This is a genomic window from Murinocardiopsis flavida (genome assembly GCF_003014485.1).
Taxonomy (GTDB): Bacteria; Actinomycetota; Actinomycetes; order Streptosporangiales; family Streptosporangiaceae; genus Murinocardiopsis; species Murinocardiopsis flavida.
Window position 1 is genome coordinate 250,031 of record NZ_PYGA01000007.1, and the last position, 16,538, is coordinate 266,568.

At 69.4% G+C, this 16,538-nt stretch carries 10 protein-coding genes; 3 read left to right on the forward strand and 7 right to left on the reverse strand.

Annotated elements, in window-relative coordinates; all coding sequences use genetic code 11:
* Nucleotides 1–23 precede the first annotated feature (23 nt).
* The 3 genes from CLV63_RS12605 to CLV63_RS12615 form a co-directional block, all read right to left on the reverse strand.
* Nucleotides 24–1,397, reverse strand: a complete 1,374-nt coding sequence (locus CLV63_RS12605) for a UbiD family decarboxylase (RefSeq protein WP_106583153.1) — start codon at nt 1,395–1,397, stop codon at nt 24–26.
* Nucleotides 1,394–2,044: a UbiX family flavin prenyltransferase gene (locus tag CLV63_RS12610; RefSeq protein ID WP_106583154.1), complete on the reverse strand. Its 651-nt coding sequence runs from the start codon at nt 2,042–2,044 to the stop codon at nt 1,394–1,396. Before CLV63_RS12610 ends, CLV63_RS12605 begins: the two co-directional genes overlap by 4 nt.
* A 63-nt stretch (nt 2,045–2,107) precedes the next feature.
* On the reverse strand, nt 2,108–3,418 hold the full coding sequence (locus tag CLV63_RS12615; protein ID WP_170134212.1) for a nucleobase:cation symporter-2 family protein: 1,311 nt from the start codon (nt 3,416–3,418) through the stop codon (nt 2,108–2,110).
* Nucleotides 3,419–3,993: 575 nt separating this feature from the next.
* Here CLV63_RS12615 and CLV63_RS12620 point away from each other — a divergent pair.
* Entirely contained in the window at nt 3,994–4,983 is a 990-nt protein-coding gene (locus CLV63_RS12620; protein ID WP_106583156.1) for an amidohydrolase family protein, read from the forward strand.
* An 88-nt stretch (nt 4,984–5,071) separates the two neighbouring features.
* Here CLV63_RS12620 and CLV63_RS12625 read toward each other — a convergent pair whose 3' ends face one another.
* Nucleotides 5,072–5,818 carry a GntR family transcriptional regulator gene (locus tag CLV63_RS12625; protein WP_170134213.1) on the reverse strand — a complete coding sequence of 249 codons (747 nt, stop codon included), beginning with the start codon at nt 5,816–5,818 and terminating at the stop codon, nt 5,072–5,074.
* Nucleotides 5,819–5,961: 143 nt separating this feature from the next.
* Nucleotides 5,962–6,966 (reverse strand): LacI family DNA-binding transcriptional regulator, encoded by a 1,005-nt coding sequence (locus CLV63_RS12630; RefSeq protein WP_106583158.1) that lies wholly within the window; start codon nt 6,964–6,966, stop codon nt 5,962–5,964.
* A 435-nt stretch (nt 6,967–7,401) separates the two neighbouring features.
* On the opposite strand from CLV63_RS12630, the gene pucD reads away from it, so the two are divergent.
* Nucleotides 7,402–9,732 (forward strand): xanthine dehydrogenase subunit D, encoded by a 2,331-nt coding sequence (gene pucD, locus CLV63_RS12635; protein WP_106583159.1) that lies wholly within the window; start codon nt 7,402–7,404, stop codon nt 9,730–9,732.
* Nucleotides 9,733–9,885: 153 nt separating this feature from the next.
* On the opposite strand, the gene CLV63_RS12640 is transcribed toward pucD, so the two are convergent.
* Complete coding sequence (locus CLV63_RS12640) at nt 9,886–10,461, reverse strand: NUDIX domain-containing protein (protein WP_106583160.1); 576 nt, start codon at nt 10,459–10,461, stop codon at nt 9,886–9,888.
* Between the two features lie 95 nt (nt 10,462–10,556).
* On the opposite strand from CLV63_RS12640, the gene CLV63_RS12645 reads away from it, so the two are divergent.
* Nucleotides 10,557–11,819: a nucleotide disphospho-sugar-binding domain-containing protein gene (locus tag CLV63_RS12645; RefSeq protein WP_106583161.1), complete on the forward strand. Its 1,263-nt coding sequence runs from the start codon at nt 10,557–10,559 to the stop codon at nt 11,817–11,819.
* Nucleotides 11,820–11,931: 112 nt separating this feature from the next.
* Here the strand turns inward: CLV63_RS12645 and CLV63_RS12650 are convergent, their stop codons facing one another.
* Nucleotides 11,932–16,464 carry an SDR family NAD(P)-dependent oxidoreductase gene (locus tag CLV63_RS12650; protein WP_146165554.1) on the reverse strand — a complete coding sequence of 1,511 codons (4,533 nt, stop codon included), beginning with the start codon at nt 16,462–16,464 and terminating at the stop codon, nt 11,932–11,934.
* Between the last annotated feature and the right edge of the window lie 74 nt (nt 16,465–16,538).

The window sequence follows — 16,538 nt, forward strand, 5'->3', positions numbered from 1 at the left end:
TGAGAGGACGTGTGCGCGGTCCCTCAGCCGAGGATCCGCCGCGCCCGTTCCCGTGCGTGGGCGGAGATCTCGATGCGGCGACCCTCGAATCCGGGCCCGCGCGTGGCGTCCAAGCCCATCCGGGACGTGCTGCCGTCGCTCCCTGACGAGGGGTCGAGTGGCGATCCCGGGAGGCCGCCGACCATCAGGAGGTCGCTGTGGGGTTGGAAGTGCGTCGCCAGTGCCCAGAGGACATCGGTGTCGCTGGTGACGTCGATGTCGTCGTCGACGGCGACCACCGTCTTCACGTACGGGTCCCAGCCGAGCAGGGCCATCATGATCTGGCGCGCCTGGCCGGTACGCCGCTGGCGCAGCGCCACATAGCAGTGGAAGTGCGTTCCCGATGTGGGGTAGTGGACGGCGGTCACATCGGGGAACCGCTCCTTGAGCTGCGCCGCCATTTCCGATTCCCGGGGGATCCGGGCCAGGTTCAGGTGATCGTCGGTGTTCCCGCCCTCGACGTCGATCAGTACCGGGTCCGGGCGCCGCAGCACGGTGGCGACGTCGATCACGTTGTTGGTCGAGCGGTTGGAGGAGTAGCCGGAGAACTCCCCGAAGGGCCCTTCGTCGGCGTGGGCGGTGGGATCGATCGTCCCTTCGAGTACCACGTCGGCCCACGCCGGCACGTTGATGCCGAACCCGGGGGTGGCCACGACGTCCAAGGGTTCCCCGAAGAGCCCGCCGGCGATCTCCCGCTCGTCGACCTCGTAGCCGACCCGGGCCGATGCGGCCAGCATGTACAGCGGGTGTCCACCGATGACCATCGCCACGGGCATCGGCCTCCCCCGTTCGGCGTACTTCTGGAGCATGCGCCACAGATCGCCGCGTGAGTGCAGGCTCGTGGCCAGTCGGCGCGAGGAGTGCACCATCGACCGGTGGTAGCTCATGTTCCCGGTTCCGGTGTCCGGGTCCTCTGCGACGATGATGCCGCTCGTGATGTAGGGCGCCCGGTCCGACGCGAAGTGGCGCAGCATCGGGAGGGTGTCGAGGTCGACGTCGTCGCCGGTGGCCACGTCCGACAGGATCGGCCCGGTGTCCACCGGCCTGGGCTTCAGGCGCGTGGCGGAGCGCGCCATGTAGGCCGAGTGCAGATCGGCCGGGCCGACCCCGAGCATGCGCGCGACGCGTCGCCGGGACGCGAAGACGTTGCTCACGACCGGCACACCGAGGCCGTCGACGTCGCGGCAGAGCACCATCTCGCTGCGCCCTCGCGCCGCGAGCTCGTAGATGAGCCCGGTCACCCCTTCGTCGGACGGTACCGTCTCGTCGACGACCAGCACATCCTCCGGGTAGGTGGCGAGGTACTCCGCGAGGAACACGTGCGGGTCCTGGCGGGAGGAGGATTCGGGTCGGTTCATCGCTGCGCACCCCCGACCGTGCCCGGCTGGACGGGCACCCCGGCCCAGCGGCGGTAGAGGTCGTGGTCGATGCCGAACTGGTCCAGCACCTTGCCGCTCCAGTGGTCGAGAAGGTCCTCGATCGTGTCGGGCGTGTGATAGAAGGCGGGCATCGGAGGCAGCACCGTCGCGCCCGCCTCGGTCACCGCGACCATGTTGCGCAGGTGCACCAGGCTCAAAGGGGTCTCCCTGGCGACGAGGACGAGGCGGCGCCGCTCCTTGAGGCACACATCGGCGGCTCTGGTGAGCAGGGTATCGGAGAAGCCGTGCGCGATACCGGCCAGCGTTTTCATGGAACAAGGGACCACGACCATCCCCATGGTCTGGAAGGACCCCGAGGCGATGGCGGCGGCGATGTCGTCGCTCCGGTGGTACTCGGTCGCGAGGGCGGCGATCTCGCGGGCGCGCCGGCCCGACTCGATTTCGATGGTGCGCTTGGCGGCCCGCGAGATCACGAGATGCGTGTCGACGCTGCCCAGTTTCCGGATGGCGCTGAGCAGGTGGATGGCGAGGTGCGGGGCGCTGGCGCCACTGATTCCGACGACCAGGCGCTGGCGTTGTCGAACGGCGCCCGGTGGGTCGGCGTCGGCGATTCGATGGTCCGTCATGATGACCCTTCCGTGGCGTGGCACAGGCGCGGCTCGCGTGTCTCGATGGCAACCGGAGGCCGTTCAGTCCGTTCGGGGTTCCTCTCCGGACCCGGGCCGGCCTTCACCCGGCGGCGCGGCCGACCCGTCGCCGCGGCGGCGCCCCGCATGGAAGACGAGGTTCAGCGTGACGGCGAGTGCGGTCCCGGTGGCGACCCCGCTTTCGAGGAACATCTCGGCCAAGTGGGGCATCCGCGTGTAGAAGTCCGGGATGTAGGCCGGGATCAGTCCGGCACTCAGCGAGATCATCACGATCATCAGGTTGCTCGGGCGGTTGAAGTCCACCGACGACAGCAGCTGCACCCCGGTGACGATGAGGGCCCCGAAGGTCACCACGGCCGCGGCACCGATGACGGGCTTCGGGAAGGAGGCGAACACCTCACCGACGGGGTGGAACACCCCCAGGGCGAGCAGAATCACCCCACCGACCGCGACCGGGAACCGGCTTCGGACTCCGGTCAGCGCGATGAGCCCGATGTTCTGGCCGAACGTCGTGTAGACGAAGCCGCTGAAGAGTCCGCTCAGCGCGGTCATCAACCCGTCCACCCGGAGCAGTCGCGCGATGTCGGACGGTCCGACCCGCTTGCCGACGACCTGTCCCACCGCTACGCCCTGCCCTGAGGCTTCGACTGTGATCACGAAGATGATGACCAGGAAGAGCAGGATGGAGGGCAGATGGAACTGGAGGGTGCCGAAGTGCATGGGCCCCATCAGTCCGATCACCGGGCCGGCACCGATGTGGCTCAGGTCGCCGATGCCCACCGCCCACCCGACGACCGCGCCGACGATCAGGGCGAACAGGATCGACAGCTGACCGGCGACCCCCTTGAGAAGCCGCCGGAAGACGACGATCAGCGCGATGGTGAACCCGGCAAGGGCGATGTGGCTCAGTTTTCCGTAGCCGGGGTCCTCGGGGTCGTCGCCGACGATCATCCGCAGCCCGACAGGAATGAGGGTCAGGCCGATAAGGGCGATGACGGTTCCGGTCACCACGGTCGGGAACAGTTTGAGGAGCATTCCGAACAGCGGTGCCATGAAGATCCAGATGACACCTCCGACGAGAATGGACCCGTAGACCGTCGGCAGCCCGTGGTTCTCTCCCACGAGGACCATCGGGATGATCCCGTTCGATGCCGCGCCCACCACGAGCGGCATCCGGATCCCGAACTTCCACACGCCCAGCGACTGGAGCAGGGTTCCGATCCCGGCCAGCACCAGGTCGATACTGACGAGCTTGGCGATGTCGGCGTCGCTCAGTCCGAGCGCGGAGCCGACGACGATGGGGACGATCACGACACCGGCGTACATGACCAGTACGTGCTGGAGGCCGAACAATGTGGTTCGGACCGCGGAATGGCGTTCGTCAACTGCGGAGGCAGGCGTGTCGGGCGGGGTTTCTTTTGCTTTTCGCGAATTGTCCCAGACCATTTTCCCTAACCCTTACGAGAATCCCTCTGATGCGCGTCAGGGGTGTCCGCCATGGGGATCGGGGCCCTTCCTCGCGTCCCGCGCCACCTGACCCGCTATCGGCGAAATCGTCGTTGAGATCGAGAGGATAGGAAGGTCGCTCAGCGGTCATCCATCGTCTATGCACACGACATGCAATATGCAGTGGTACGGCCTTGTCAAGACCCCCGGCGTCACCCTGGGCTCCGAGTCACCATCGACCATCGATGGCCGTGCAGGTAATCAACCTGCGCTTCGAGCGATAACTGGGCGGTTTCGCGGGCCGGCCGAGGAACGTCGACCTAGTTGCATGCAACATGCAATCTCATTGACAATGCGTCTGGCGCTGTGCTGCACTCTGACAATCGAGCTGACCGGCTCGTCGCCGTATGTGATCGGCGGCCCGTAGGTGCGGTCAATGCGTGGCCGGGGGCGTCTGAACGACCAACCTGAGGAGAGTCACAGTGATCATCGACACGCATGTCCATCCGACCAACCTCGTCGACGAAGCATGGCGCCATACCGGAGAACCGTTCACCGGAGAGCGCGTCCTGAAGATGATGGACGGCCCGTTCTGGATCAACGGAAAGCCCCGCAGGGTCGACGTGAGCTGCATCATGCCGCCGCCCGGAAACACCGCCTGGCGCGACGGCGACCGCACGGGACGCGAGGGGATCCGCGACTACCAAGCCTACGTCACGTCACTGGTCCAGCAGTACCCGGACCGCTTCGTCGGGAACTTCATGTACAACCCGCGGTTCGGCCCGGAGAACGGTGCGGCCGAGCTCGAGTTCCACGTGCGCGAGTACGGCTACAAGATGCTGAAGCTGCACGCCAACATGCACGCGTACCGGCCCGACCGGGCCCTCGATTGGCTGCGCCCCGTCATGCGCGTGTGCGACGAGCTCGGCATCATCGTGCTCATCCACACCGGTGACGGCCCCTACTCGATCCCCACGCAGTTCTATCCGATCATCAGGGAGTTCCCGGGGGTCACCTTCATCCTCGGCCACTTCGGCATCCAGACCGGTGGCGTCTACTGCTTCGAAGCGTTCTGGATGATCCAGGACTCGCACAACGTCATCGGCGAGTCGGGATGGCTGCTCCAGTCGCGGATCGTCGAGTTCGCCAAGGAGATGAAGAAGAGCAAGCTGGTGTTCGGCACCGACTCTCCGCCGAACGAGCCGGGGATGTGGGCACGTGAACTCGAGGTCCTGTGCCACGAGCCGCCACAGGGCCTGAACCTGTCAGAGGACGACCTCGAAGGCTACCTCGGCAACAACATGGCGAAACTGCTGGGGTTGGCGCCGACCCCGCCGCTGAAGGACCAGGCGGCCGCGGAGGCGTACCTGCGCGGCGACGTCCCCCAGGTCTCCGCTGCGAACACGCACGCCGACCACTATGCCGGGTACACGCCCTCGGCCTGGGCGGAAGAGGCGGCCGAGGCGCGGTAGGGGGCGACGCGCCAGCACGTCTCCCGTCCGACCGGGCGCGATGCGGTCCGGCGCACCGCCTCCGGTCTCCCCGCGGGTGGGGCGCACACTATCCGTGCGCCCCACCCGCTTTGCCGTTGGCCGCGGCGATCTGCGCGGAACCCTGCGCCCGTGGCGTCGACTGGGCCAGCCGGACCCGCAGCCTCGATACGTGCTGCCGTGCGGCCTCCTCGGCGAGTTCGGGATCGCCGGTCACCATCGCGTCGACGATCCGCTCGTGTTCCTTGAGAGCGAGGCGGGGGGCGTCGTCGGTACGCCAGAGTGAGTGTAGGGCGAGATGGGAGCGACCGGCGATCGGTTCGAGGGTCGCGGTGAGGTGGGCATTGGCGGCGATGTCGCGGAGCTTCCGGTGGAACCGCATGTCCAGTTCGATGTGAGCGGAGTTGTCTCCGTCAACGGCCAGTACGTCCTCGTGATCGGACAGGATCCGCCGGAGCTCGACCAGGTCGTCCGCTCCGAGGCGTTCGGTCGCCAGGCGCGCCGCGAGTCCTTCGAGCAGCTCGCGCACCAGGTACAGCTGGCGCAGGTCCTCGATGTCGACCACGTTCACCTGCGCACCTCGGTGCGACTCATGGGTGGCGAGCCCCTCGTAGATGAGCCGCTGTACGGCCTCGCGGACCGGCGTGCGGCTGACGTCGAGCTCGCGCGCAAGCCTCGGAACGCTGAGCGCCGTCCCCGGAGGGAACTGGTTGCGCAGGATCGCGTTCCTGAGCACCTCGTATGTGCGCTCGGTGAGCGACTCCCCAGGCGGCAGGCTCGCAAGCGACGGTGGTTGGAACATGAACGCCTCGGTCATCGGACGGCTTGGGACCTTCATTTTACATGCAAATCAGGGGACCCGGTGGGGTCGCGGCCGGGCGGCCGGCGCCGCGCACCCTTGTCCGGTGCGGATTTCCGACGATCGCCGCGGGCAGAACAAGCATGTCGATCATCTCGTGGTCAGCAGCCGCAGGACCGGCGGACGATGAGGTCGACGTCGAGGACGTGGTCAGGGACGCTTTGCGCCTGCTTCTGCACCGACGTCAGAGTCTCCAGTGCGAGCCGCCCGAAATCGGCGAAAGGGTGGCCGATCGTCGTGAGTGGGGGCCAGCTGTGCGCGGACGGCCCTGTGCCGCCGAAACCGACCACAGCGAGATCACCGGGAACGCGCAGGCCGATCTCCTGAGCCGCGGACAGCGCGTCCAGTGCCAGGCCGTCGGCTGTCGCGACGATGGCGTCAGGCGGTTCGGGGCCCTGGAGCCATGCTTTGACCTGTTCGCGCGTTGAATGCCGATCCAATCCCGTACGCAGGACGAACGAGGGATCCAGTGCCGCGGCGCGCATCGCCGCGGCCCACCCCTCGGCGCGATCGAAAACCGGGCCGGACGGCGCGGTGCCGGTGAGGCAGCCGATTCGGCGGTGCCCGTGGGCGATGAGGTGCTCGGTGAGCGTACTCCCACCACGGTGGTTGGCGAGCAGGACCGATGTCGCTCCGGAGTCGCGGGGAGCCCGGTGGTTGAGGTAGACGGCGGGGACACCGAGATCGGCGAGATCACGGCCTTCGGTTTCCGACTCACCCGATTCGGAACGCACGAGAAGAATCCCACTGACCTGCATGCTCGCCAGTGACTCCAGGTATCTGAGCTCTTGCCGCCGATCGAATCTGGAGTTCCCGAGCAGCACCAGCGATCCTGCTGCGAAGGCGGCCTGTTCCACCGCGTGGACGAGTTCGGTGAAGAACGCTTCGCTGCTGTCGGGCACCACGAGCCCGATCGTATTGCTGCGCTGGGACCGCAGCGCACGCGCGAGCTGGTTGGGCCGGTAGCCGAGGGTTTCGATGGCGTCCTGCACACGGATCCGGGTGGAGGGGGCTACCGGACGCGGCCCGTTGTTCAGGACGTAGCTGACCACGGCCGGGGATGTGCCGGCGAGTCGTGCCACATCCTGCCGGGTTACCTGCTGCATTCCCTCACCCTAGCGACCCGTCGGCGCCGATCGGGCGTGGCGGGTCCTGCCGCGCGCCCGTTGTCTTCGCTTCCCCCGCATTCCCCCGCCCGCCGACCTCCGCCGGGAGCGCCCGGCTCATCGGCGCTCCGGCGGGACGCGCCCTGGCCGCCTGCGGCCACTGCCGGTTCCCACCAGGGAGCAAAGGTCGGCGAAGCATGGGCGTTGACCGATTCAACTCGTGTTGCTAACGTCGCTTGCGATCCATTCAACACGAGTTGAATAGTAGCAGCAGTGCGGTCGCACGAGCGGACCGAACGTCGTTCAGGAGCATTTTCACCCTCTCCTGGATTTTCCGAATCTCAGCCTCTCCCAGCAAAGAGGGAATTCCATGTTCGCCTTTCTGGAAATCGACCGCCGGCGGCTGACGGGTCACTCGGCACAGCGGAGCGCGCGATGAGCGACCTGGTGCAGACCGCCGAACCACGCCAGGACCGGCACGGCGGTGTGGGGGACAGTGCCGTGCGACCGGACGGCACGCTCAAGGTGACCGGGCAGTTCGCGTACTCCTCTGATCTCTGGGCCGAGGGCATGGTCTGGGCCACGACGCTGCGCAGTCCGCATGCCGCCGCACTCATCCGGTCGATCGATGTGAGCAGGGCCTTGGCGGTGCCCGGCGTGCACACCGTCCTCACCCACGATGACGTCCCCGGCGCGAAGACCTACGGGATGAAGGTCGCGGACCAGCCCGTTCTGGCCATCGACTGCGTGCGCTACGAGGGCGAGCCGGTGGCGCTGGTCGCCGCGGACGATCCTGAAACCGCCCGGCAGGCGGCGAAGCTGATCGATGTCGCATACGAGGTGATCGACCCGGTCACCGACGTGACCACTGCGCTCGAACCCGGGATCCGGCCGGTGCACGCCGACGGGAACCTCGTCCGCCACGTCCGGATCCGCCACGGCGACATGGACTCGGCGCGGCGGGAGGCGGAGGTCGTCGTGTCCGGTGACTACGAGCTCGGCATGCAGGATCAGGCGTTTCTCGGGCCCGAGTCCGGGCTCGCGATCCCCACCGAGGACGGCGGGGTGGAGCTGTACGTCGCGTCGCAGTGGTTGCACAAGGACCTGGAGCAGCTCGCCCCCTGCCTCGATCTTCCTCCGGAGAAGGTGCGGTTGACGCTGGCCGGCGTGGGCGGCGCGTTCGGGGGCCGCGAGGACCTGTCCATTCATGTGCACGCCTGCATGCTGGCCCTCGCGCTCGGGAGGCCGGTGAAGATGAGCTACAACCGCCACGAGTCGTTCTTCGGCCACGTCCACCGCCACCCCGCACGGATGCGTTTCGAACACGGCGCCACACGAGACGGCAGGCTGGTCTACGTCAAGGCGCGGCTCCTCCTCGATGGCGGGGCGTACGCATCGACCTCCCCGGTCGTCATCGCCAACGCCTCCTACTTCGCGGCGGGCGCCTACTCGGTTCCGAACAGCGAGATCGACGGATTCGCGGTCTACAGCAACAACCCTCCGTGCGGTGCGATGCGGGGGTTCGGCGCCGTCCAATCGACCTACGGCTGCGAGTCGAACATGGACCGGCTCGCCGCCGCGTTGGAGATGGATCCGCTGGAACTGCGGTTGCGGAACGCGATGACGACCGGAACGGTCCTGCCCACAGGGCAGGAGGTCGACGGCCCCGCCCCGGTGGGTGAGCTGCTGGGCATCGTGCGCGACAAGCCGGTGTCCAACGGAGCCGGCGGCCGCGCCGGCCCCGGCCCGTTGCCCGGTGGAAGCGGCAACACGACACGCGCCTCCGACGTCCGCCGGGGGATCGGGTACGCGGTCGGCGTCAAGGCGATCGGATACTCCGGTGGGGTCGACGACATCTCGACCGCCCGTGTCACGCTCTCCGAAGCCGCGGGTGAGCCCAATGTCGCAATCCACACCGCGGCGGCCGAATGCGGGCAGGGGATCACCACCGTTCAGTCGCAGATCGCTCGTACCGAGCTCGGAGTGTCGAACGTCGTGGTCCTGCCGGCCGACACCCGGATCGGAGACGCCGGATCGGCCTCGGCGTCCCGCATGACCTGGATGTCCAGCGGCGCGGTGCAGGGAGCGTGCCGACAGGTGGCGACCGAGGTACTGGATCGTGCCGCGCGCGAGACCCGACGGCCGGCCACCGACCTCGCCCTCCGCGATGACATGGTCGTCGACCGTTTCACCGGCGAGCCGCTGGTGTCCATCGCGCGTCTCGTCCCGGCCGACCCGATCGAGGGCGAATTCGAGTACCGCCATCGCCCCACCGAAGCGATCGACCCTGAAACCGGCCAGGGGAACGCGCACATCGCGTTCGCCTACTGCGCGCACCGGGCCGTCGTCGACGTCGATCCCGAACTGGGGCTGGTGCGGGTCGTGGAACTCGCTGTCGCGCAGGACGTCGGAAAGGCGATGAACCCGCAGGCTGTCGAGGGTCAGATCGAGGGCGGAAGCGTGCAGGGCCTCGGTCTGGCGCTGATGGAGGAGATCCAGGTCGACGATCAGGGCCGGGTAAGAAACCCCTCATTCACCGACTACCTGATACCGACCATCGCCGACGTTCCCCCGATGCCGATCACCATGCTCGAATTGCCGCATCCCGACTCCCCGTACGGTCTGAACGGAGTCGGAGAACCCCCCACCCTTTCCGCCACCCCGGCGATCCTGAACGCCATTCGCGACGCCACAGGGCTGAGCCTCCCGCGCGCTCCGATCCGTCCGAGCGATATCGCCCTATCAGCAGAAGCACCGCGCCGCTGACAGGCGGACCGAGCCCCGGGCCTGACCGCGCGCACCCGGATCGCCCCTTCCGCAGAGGCGACGGCGGCAACCGGGCCGTTCCCGACCTCTGCGGTCGGACCTAGGACTCGGTCGTGGTCTCGCGGCGCTCGGCGAGCAACTGGAGCATGTCGTTCAGCGGCGTTCCCATGTCGGTCGAGCGGTCGGCCGGCCACTGGAGAGTCGGCTGCCGTCGGCGAGCACGTACAGCAGGGCGTTCAGCGTGGTGCCCGCGACGATGTCCCGGCGGGCCACCAGCTCCGGGACCGCGCCGAGGGGCACCCACTCGACCCGCTCCGCCTCCCAGTCCTCCGCGGCCGGCCCCACGTACACGGCGGAGTCGGCGAGGAACACGTGGTGTTCGGAGTCGCTGATCCCCGGGCTCGGCTGGGTGTAGAGCAGCGGCCGGAGGGCGCCCGGGCGCCACCCCGTCTCCTCTTCGACCTCACGGGCCGCCGCAGCCGCGGGGTCCTCACCGTCGTGGACCCCGCCGATCGGGATCTCATAGGCCCAGGTGTCCGTGATGAACCGGTGCCGCCACTCCAGCAGCACGCGCCGCCGATCGTCCATGACGACGGCGCCCGCACCGGCACCCGACCGGATCAGCCGGTGCTGGAGGCGCCGCCCCCCGGTGATCTCCACATCGGCGACCCGGATGTCCAACCAGGGGTCGGTGTACAGCGATGTCTCGGAGTGGACGGTCCAGCGCATCCGGCATCTCCCCGCAGCGTCGTCGGTCCCTGATACCACAACGACCGGTGGTCCGGGGCGATGTGGCACTCTCGCTTCACTGATGGAGAGGCATTATGCGCGTAATTGTCACCCAGATCGCCGCCAGCACTCATCTCTATCGCATGGCTCCACTCGCCTGGGCGCTCAAAACAGCAGGCCACGAGGTGGTCGTGGCGGCCCCGCCCGACTTCCTCGGGGCGGTGGAACGCACCGGATTGTCCGCGGTGGCCGTCGGCAGAGCGTCCAGACTCGCCGAGCGCCTTGCCGCAACGCCCATCGAGACGACCGTGTACGGATCGGGATTCGACCTCGCCGAGGATCGGCCGGAGATTCTGACCTACCAATACGTCCGAGGATGCCTGGCGGCCTTCGCCTCCTCGACAGGCTGGGACTTCCCCGTCGACGATTCGATGTATGACGACCTCGTCGCATTCAGCCGGGATTGGCGACCGGACCTGGTGCTCTGGGACGCCAACACCTTCGCAGGGCCTGTTGCGGCCCGAGCGTCCGGCGCGGCCCACGTCCGAGTCACACTCGGACGGGACCACTGGGCCCGCATGAGGGAGCTCTACCTCGACATGCGGCGCGATCTCCGGCAGAACGACGACGATCCCGTCGAGGAATGGATGTCCGAACGGCTCGGGCGATACGGCTGCGAATTCACCGAGGATGCGGTGTTCGGGCAGAGGACCGTCGACTGGATGCCGTCATGGCTCAGGTTGCCGGTCCGCCACGAGTATCTCCCGGTCCGCCATGTTCCCCACAACTCGCCGAAAGCCATCGCACCCTGGCTGAGCGCCCGAAGGAAACAGCGGCCGCGAGCGTGCGTGAGCATGGGCTACACCATGCGGGAGATGTTCGGTGGCCGTATGACATTCGACCCGTCGATGCTGTTCGAGGCCGTCCACGACCTCGACCTCGACGTCGTCGCCCTCCTCGACCCCATCGCACTGCCGGACGCGCCCAAGGTCCCGGCCAACGTCCGGATCGCCGGATACGTTCCACTCGGCTACCTGCTCGACAGCTGCGATGCCATCATCCACCACGGCGGGCCGGGAACCACCGCCGACGCCATCGTCAAGGCGGTACCTCAAATACTGGTCCCGGACCCCTTGTACGACATCCATCGCATCGGACCTGATGTCGCCGCCCAGGGATTGGGCTTCCACCTGCCCGCCGGCGACGCATCGGCCGCTTTGCTCCGCTCCGCGCTGAAAGGGCTGATCGGCGACCCCCAATACGCCGAACGCGCCGAAGCGGCGCGCCGGGAAGCACTGTCCGCGCCGACCCCCAACGACCTGGTCGGCCACCTCGAATCGCTGGCCTCGATGACATAGCACGCGCATCAGCGCCCCCGCTCCGAGATCTCCGGCAACCGGCACCGGCCTCCACGGCGACCCACCGCATGGTTCCGGGTGCCGCAACGACAGGTCGCGCTGTGCCGACCGTTCACCGTGCGCCGTCCCCGCGCCCCTCGGGATGCCGGGCCAGCCCGCTCAGCCAGGGTTCGATCGCCCCCGCCATCGACGCGGACTCGCCCTCCAGCATGCTCAGGTGGTCGCCGCGCACCTCCCTGAGGTCATGGGCCTCCGCCCAGGAGGAGCGCCAATTGCCTTCGCGCGAGCGGATCCCTTCGGGCCCCGACGGCAACGGGGTGTCGGGCCGGATGAACAGGACGGGCGCGGCGGTGTCCCCGAGCCGCATCTGCTGGAAGAGGCGGTAGTACCGCCCCATGGCCGCAAGCCGCGCCGAAGTGAACGGGCCGAACGACTCCTCGCGCGCGAACATGCCTTCGACCAGCTGGTACCCGAGATCATCGATGATGCTCGTCTCCGGCAGGAAGACGTCGAGGAGCACCAGGCCGCTGGGGGGCGTGCCCGCCTCCTCCAGCAGGGTCGCCGCGGCATGCGCGAACATCCCCCCGGCGCAGTAGCCCAGCAGGGCGAACGGCTCATCGGTGGCGGTGATGGTCTGGGCCCACGTGCGGACGACGGCGTCGACCGTCTCCGGCAGCGCCTCATCCGGGCCGAACCCCGGCACCGGGAGCGCGTATACGTCCCGGACCCCCTGGAAGTGGGTGGCCAACCGGGCGAACTGCGCCGCCCCGCCCAGCACCATGGGCGTACTGAAGCAGTACAGCCTCGGGAGGTTCGGCCCGGAGGCCAGGCGCACCGGCTCGGTCGGGCTCACGACCTCCTCCGGCCCGGCGAAGGACGGCCGCAGCTTCGCCGTCACCTCCAGGACGTCGAGCCCTTCATGGATCTTCCCCGACGCTATGGCGCCGCGCAGCAGGTCGCTCAGCGTCTCCCCTGACGTCGGGGCCTCAGGCGCCTCCGCGCCGCCCGCGAGGGCCCGCTTCCCTGCGACGAACTCCGCCGCCAGGTGCCGGGCCAGCTCCGCAGGGGTCGCGTGGTCGAAGACGGCCGTGGTCGGGACCTGCACCCCGGTTGTCGCGTTGAGCTTGTTGCGCAGCTCCATGGCCGTCAGCGAGTCGAAGCCCGCTTCCAAGAAGTGCTGCCCCGCCCCCATGGAATCGGGGGTGGTGTGACCGAGGACCCGGGCAGCGGACTCCCGGATCACCCTGGTGAGCTCGTCCACCCGGTCCGGCTCGGACATCTCGGCGAGGGCCGTGCGGAACGCGGCGGCGGCGGACGCGTCATCGGAGGGCTCCGACTCGGTCAGCGCCCGGGTGTAGTCGGCGATCCCGGTCATCAACGGGCGCGGCCGCGCCATGGCGAACACCGGGGCGAATCGCCGCCAGTCGATGTCGGCGACAACGAGGTGGCTCTCGCCGCCCGCCACGACCTGGCCGATCAGGGTGGTGAGCGGCTCGGGCGGCATGACGCGGATCCCGAACTTCGCCATCTGCTCCGCGCCGAAGGCGTCGACCATGCCGCCGCCGCCCCACGCCCCCCAGGCAATGGCGCTGCCGTTGAGCCCGTTGGCCCGCCGCTGCCAGACCAGGCCGTCCAGGTAGGCGTTCGCCGCGGCGTAGGGCGCCATTCCCCCTTGCCCCCAGACGGCGGCGCCCGAGGAGAACATCAAGAACACGTCGAGAGGGTGGTCGGCAAGCAGCTCCGCGAGGTTGGCCGCGCCCATCACCTTCGCGCGGGTCGCGGCGGAGAACTCCGCAAGAGTGGTCTCGCCCAGCGGCACGCCGTCATGGCCGACACCGGCGGCGTGCAGGACGCCGGTCAGCTCCGACCACTCCGCCACGCCCGCGACCGCATCCCGCAACGCCCCTCGGTCGGCGACGTCACAGGCGACGACGCTGACGCGCGCCCCCGAAGCGGTCAGTTCCGCCACGAGCTCCTGGACGCCCGCCGCCGCCGACCCGCTCCGGCTCACCAGCACGAGGTGCTCGGCGCCTTCCCGGGCGAGCCACCGGGCGACATTCGCGCCGACCCCGCCGGTGCCCCCGGTCACCAGGACCGTGCCGTGGGGGCGCCACTCCCCCTGCGGGGGCCCCGCAGCACCGACCGGGGCCCGCTCCAGGCGCCGCGCCCACGTGGCGCCCCGCCGGATGGCCACCTGGTCCTCACCCGGCTGCGACAGCGCGGCGACCAGCTCCCCGACGTCCGACCCGTCGGGGTCGGCCGGCATGTCGATCAAACCGCCCCAGCTCCTCGGCTGATCCAGCGCGAGAACGGCACCGAGCCCCCACAGTGCGGACTGCTCGGGACTCACCGGCTCATGCGCCTCCTCGACGACAACGCCGCAGCGCGTGACCAGCCAGAACGGCGCGGAAACCGCCGCGTCCGCCAACGCCTGCACCGCGAGGATCGTCGCCGCCATGCCTTGGGACATGCCCGGATGCACCGGGTGGGGGTCGTCGTCCAACGCGAGCAGGGACACGACCCCGGCCACCTCGGCCTGGTCGCCGTCCCCGTCGGCAGCGGTACGGATGGCCTCGGCGAGGCCTTCCCTGCTGTCGGCGGCAACCGGCAGGATCTGCACCGGGACACCGTCGAGCGCCTGCAATCCGTCCATGATGGCGCGCGCCGCCTTGTCCTCCGCGAGGCCTTCCGGCACCAACACCAACCACCTGCCGACCAGGTCACCGGCCTTGCGCCCGTGGACCGGCCGCCACGTGAGCTTGTAGCGCCACTCGTCCGCCAGCGACCGCTCCCGATCCTGCTCGCGCATCTTCTCCAATGCGGGCAGCACCACCCGCACCGCAGCGGGGTCCACCCCCATACGCGCGGCGAGCTCATCGGGCTCCTCAGCCGACACCGACTGCCAGAAGTGGTCGACGCCGACAGGGGCGGGGGCCGGATTCAACCAGTAGCGCTGGCGTTGGAACGCATACGTGGGCAGCCCTGCTGCGCTTTGGCCGCCCGAGCCGGTGAATACCGCCGGCCAGTCCACCCCCACCCCGCACACGAACACCCGCCCCACCGATTCGAGGAACCGGTCCAGGCCCCCTTCGCCGCGGCGCAGCGACCCCACCACCGCACCCCCGGCGGCTTCCACCAGTTCTTGGACCCCGACCCCCAGCACCGGGTGCGCGCTCACCTCCACCACCACCCCGCGCCCCTCCGACACCAACTGCTCGACCACCCCGGCGAAGCCCACCGGCAACCGCAGATTCCAGTACCAGTACTGCGCCCCCAACTCCGTGCCCGCCACCACCTCACCGCGCACCGTGGAGTAGAACGGCACCCGCCCCGCCCCCGGCACAATGGGTTCAAGTGCTGCGATCAGCTCCTCGCGGACCTGCTCCACCTGGACCGAATGCGAGGCGTAATCCACCGCGATCCGCCGCACCCGCACCCCCTCCGCAGACCACTCCCGGACGAGGTTCTCGACAGCCGTGGTGTCCCCCGACACCACCACCGAGGACGGCCCGTTCACCGCCGCCACCGACACCCCACCCCACGCCGGATCCGCACCCGCGTCCGAACCCGCAGCGGCCGCGTCGGCGTCGAGGCGCTCCTGCACCTGCTCCGGGCTGAGCGCGACCGCGGCCATCGCCCCCGCCCCCGCCAGCGAACCCGCGATGATCCGGCTGCGCTCCGCGACCACCCGCGCCCCGTCCGCCAGCGACAGCACCCCCGCCACACACGCCGCCGCGACCTCCCCCTGGGAATGCCCCACCACCGCCGAGGGCCGGACCCCCACCGCCTCCCACAGGGCGGCCAGGGCGACCATCACCGCCCACGACACCGGCTGGACCACCTCCACCCGCTCCAACGACGCCGCATCGGCATCCCCCCGGGCCACCGCGAGCACATCGAAATCCACGAACGGGCCCAACGCCGCCGCGCACTCGGCCATGCGTGCGGCGAACACCGGCGACTCCGCCAAAAGCCGGGCCCCCATCCCCACCCACTGGGTCCCCTGACCCGGAAACGCAAACACCACCTGAGCACCCGCGCTTGCGCCCGAACCCGCGCCTGCGCCCGCGCTTGCGGTCCCGCGCACCACCCCGGACGGCTCCCGCCCCGCCGCGACCTCCTCCAAAAGCCCGGCCAGCTCGGCGGTGTCGCGGGCCAGCACCACCGCCCGATGCTCCAACCCCGCCCGGCCCGCCCCGGCCGTCACCCCCACATCCACCACCGACACACCAGACCCATCGGCCCGGTCCTGCCGGTTCTGACGATTTCCCTGGTCCTGGTCGCGGAGGAACCCGGCCCACCGGGCCGCGGTCGCCTCCAACCCCGCCCCACTCGCCCCCGACACCACCACCGGCACCGGCATCAGGACAGACGTCTCCCCTGAGATCGGGGCAGACTCCTGCCCGGACACCGCGCTCAGCCGGTCCCACGCCACCACCACCGGCCCCGCACCGGAACCGTCCCCCGACACCGGGGCAGACCCCTCCGACGCACCCCCAACCGAAACCGGCACCTCGACCGGCACCTCCTCAGGGGCCTCCTCCACGATCAGATGCGCGTTCGTCCCACTCACCCCGAACGACGACACCCCCGCCCGCCGCACACCCTCCCCCTGCGCCTTGGTCCACGCCACCTCCTCCCTCAACAACCGCACCCCACCCCCCGCCCACGCCACATGCGACGACGGCTCACCCACATGCAACGACCGCGGCAACACCC

Bases quoted from the DNA above. Each gene is read 5' to 3' on its own strand.
- CLV63_RS12625 (WP_170134213.1), bottom strand. From the start codon at position 5,818: ATGACCGAGGCGTTCATGTTCCAACCACCGTCGCTTGCGAGCCTGCCG.
- CLV63_RS12640 (WP_106583160.1), bottom strand. From the start codon at position 10,461: ATGCGCTGGACCGTCCACTCCGAGACATCGCTGTACACCGACCCCTGG.
- CLV63_RS12645 (WP_106583161.1), top strand. From the start codon at position 10,557: ATGCGCGTAATTGTCACCCAGATCGCCGCCAGCACTCATCTCTATCGC.
- CLV63_RS12630 (WP_106583158.1), bottom strand. From the start codon at position 6,966: ATGCAGCAGGTAACCCGGCAGGATGTGGCACGACTCGCCGGCACATCC.
- CLV63_RS12610 (WP_106583154.1), bottom strand. From the start codon at position 2,044: ATGACGGACCATCGAATCGCCGACGCCGACCCACCGGGCGCCGTTCGA.
- pucD (WP_106583159.1), top strand. From the start codon at position 7,402: ATGAGCGACCTGGTGCAGACCGCCGAACCACGCCAGGACCGGCACGGC.
- CLV63_RS12605 (WP_106583153.1), bottom strand. From the start codon at position 1,397: ATGAACCGACCCGAATCCTCCTCCCGCCAGGACCCGCACGTGTTCCTC.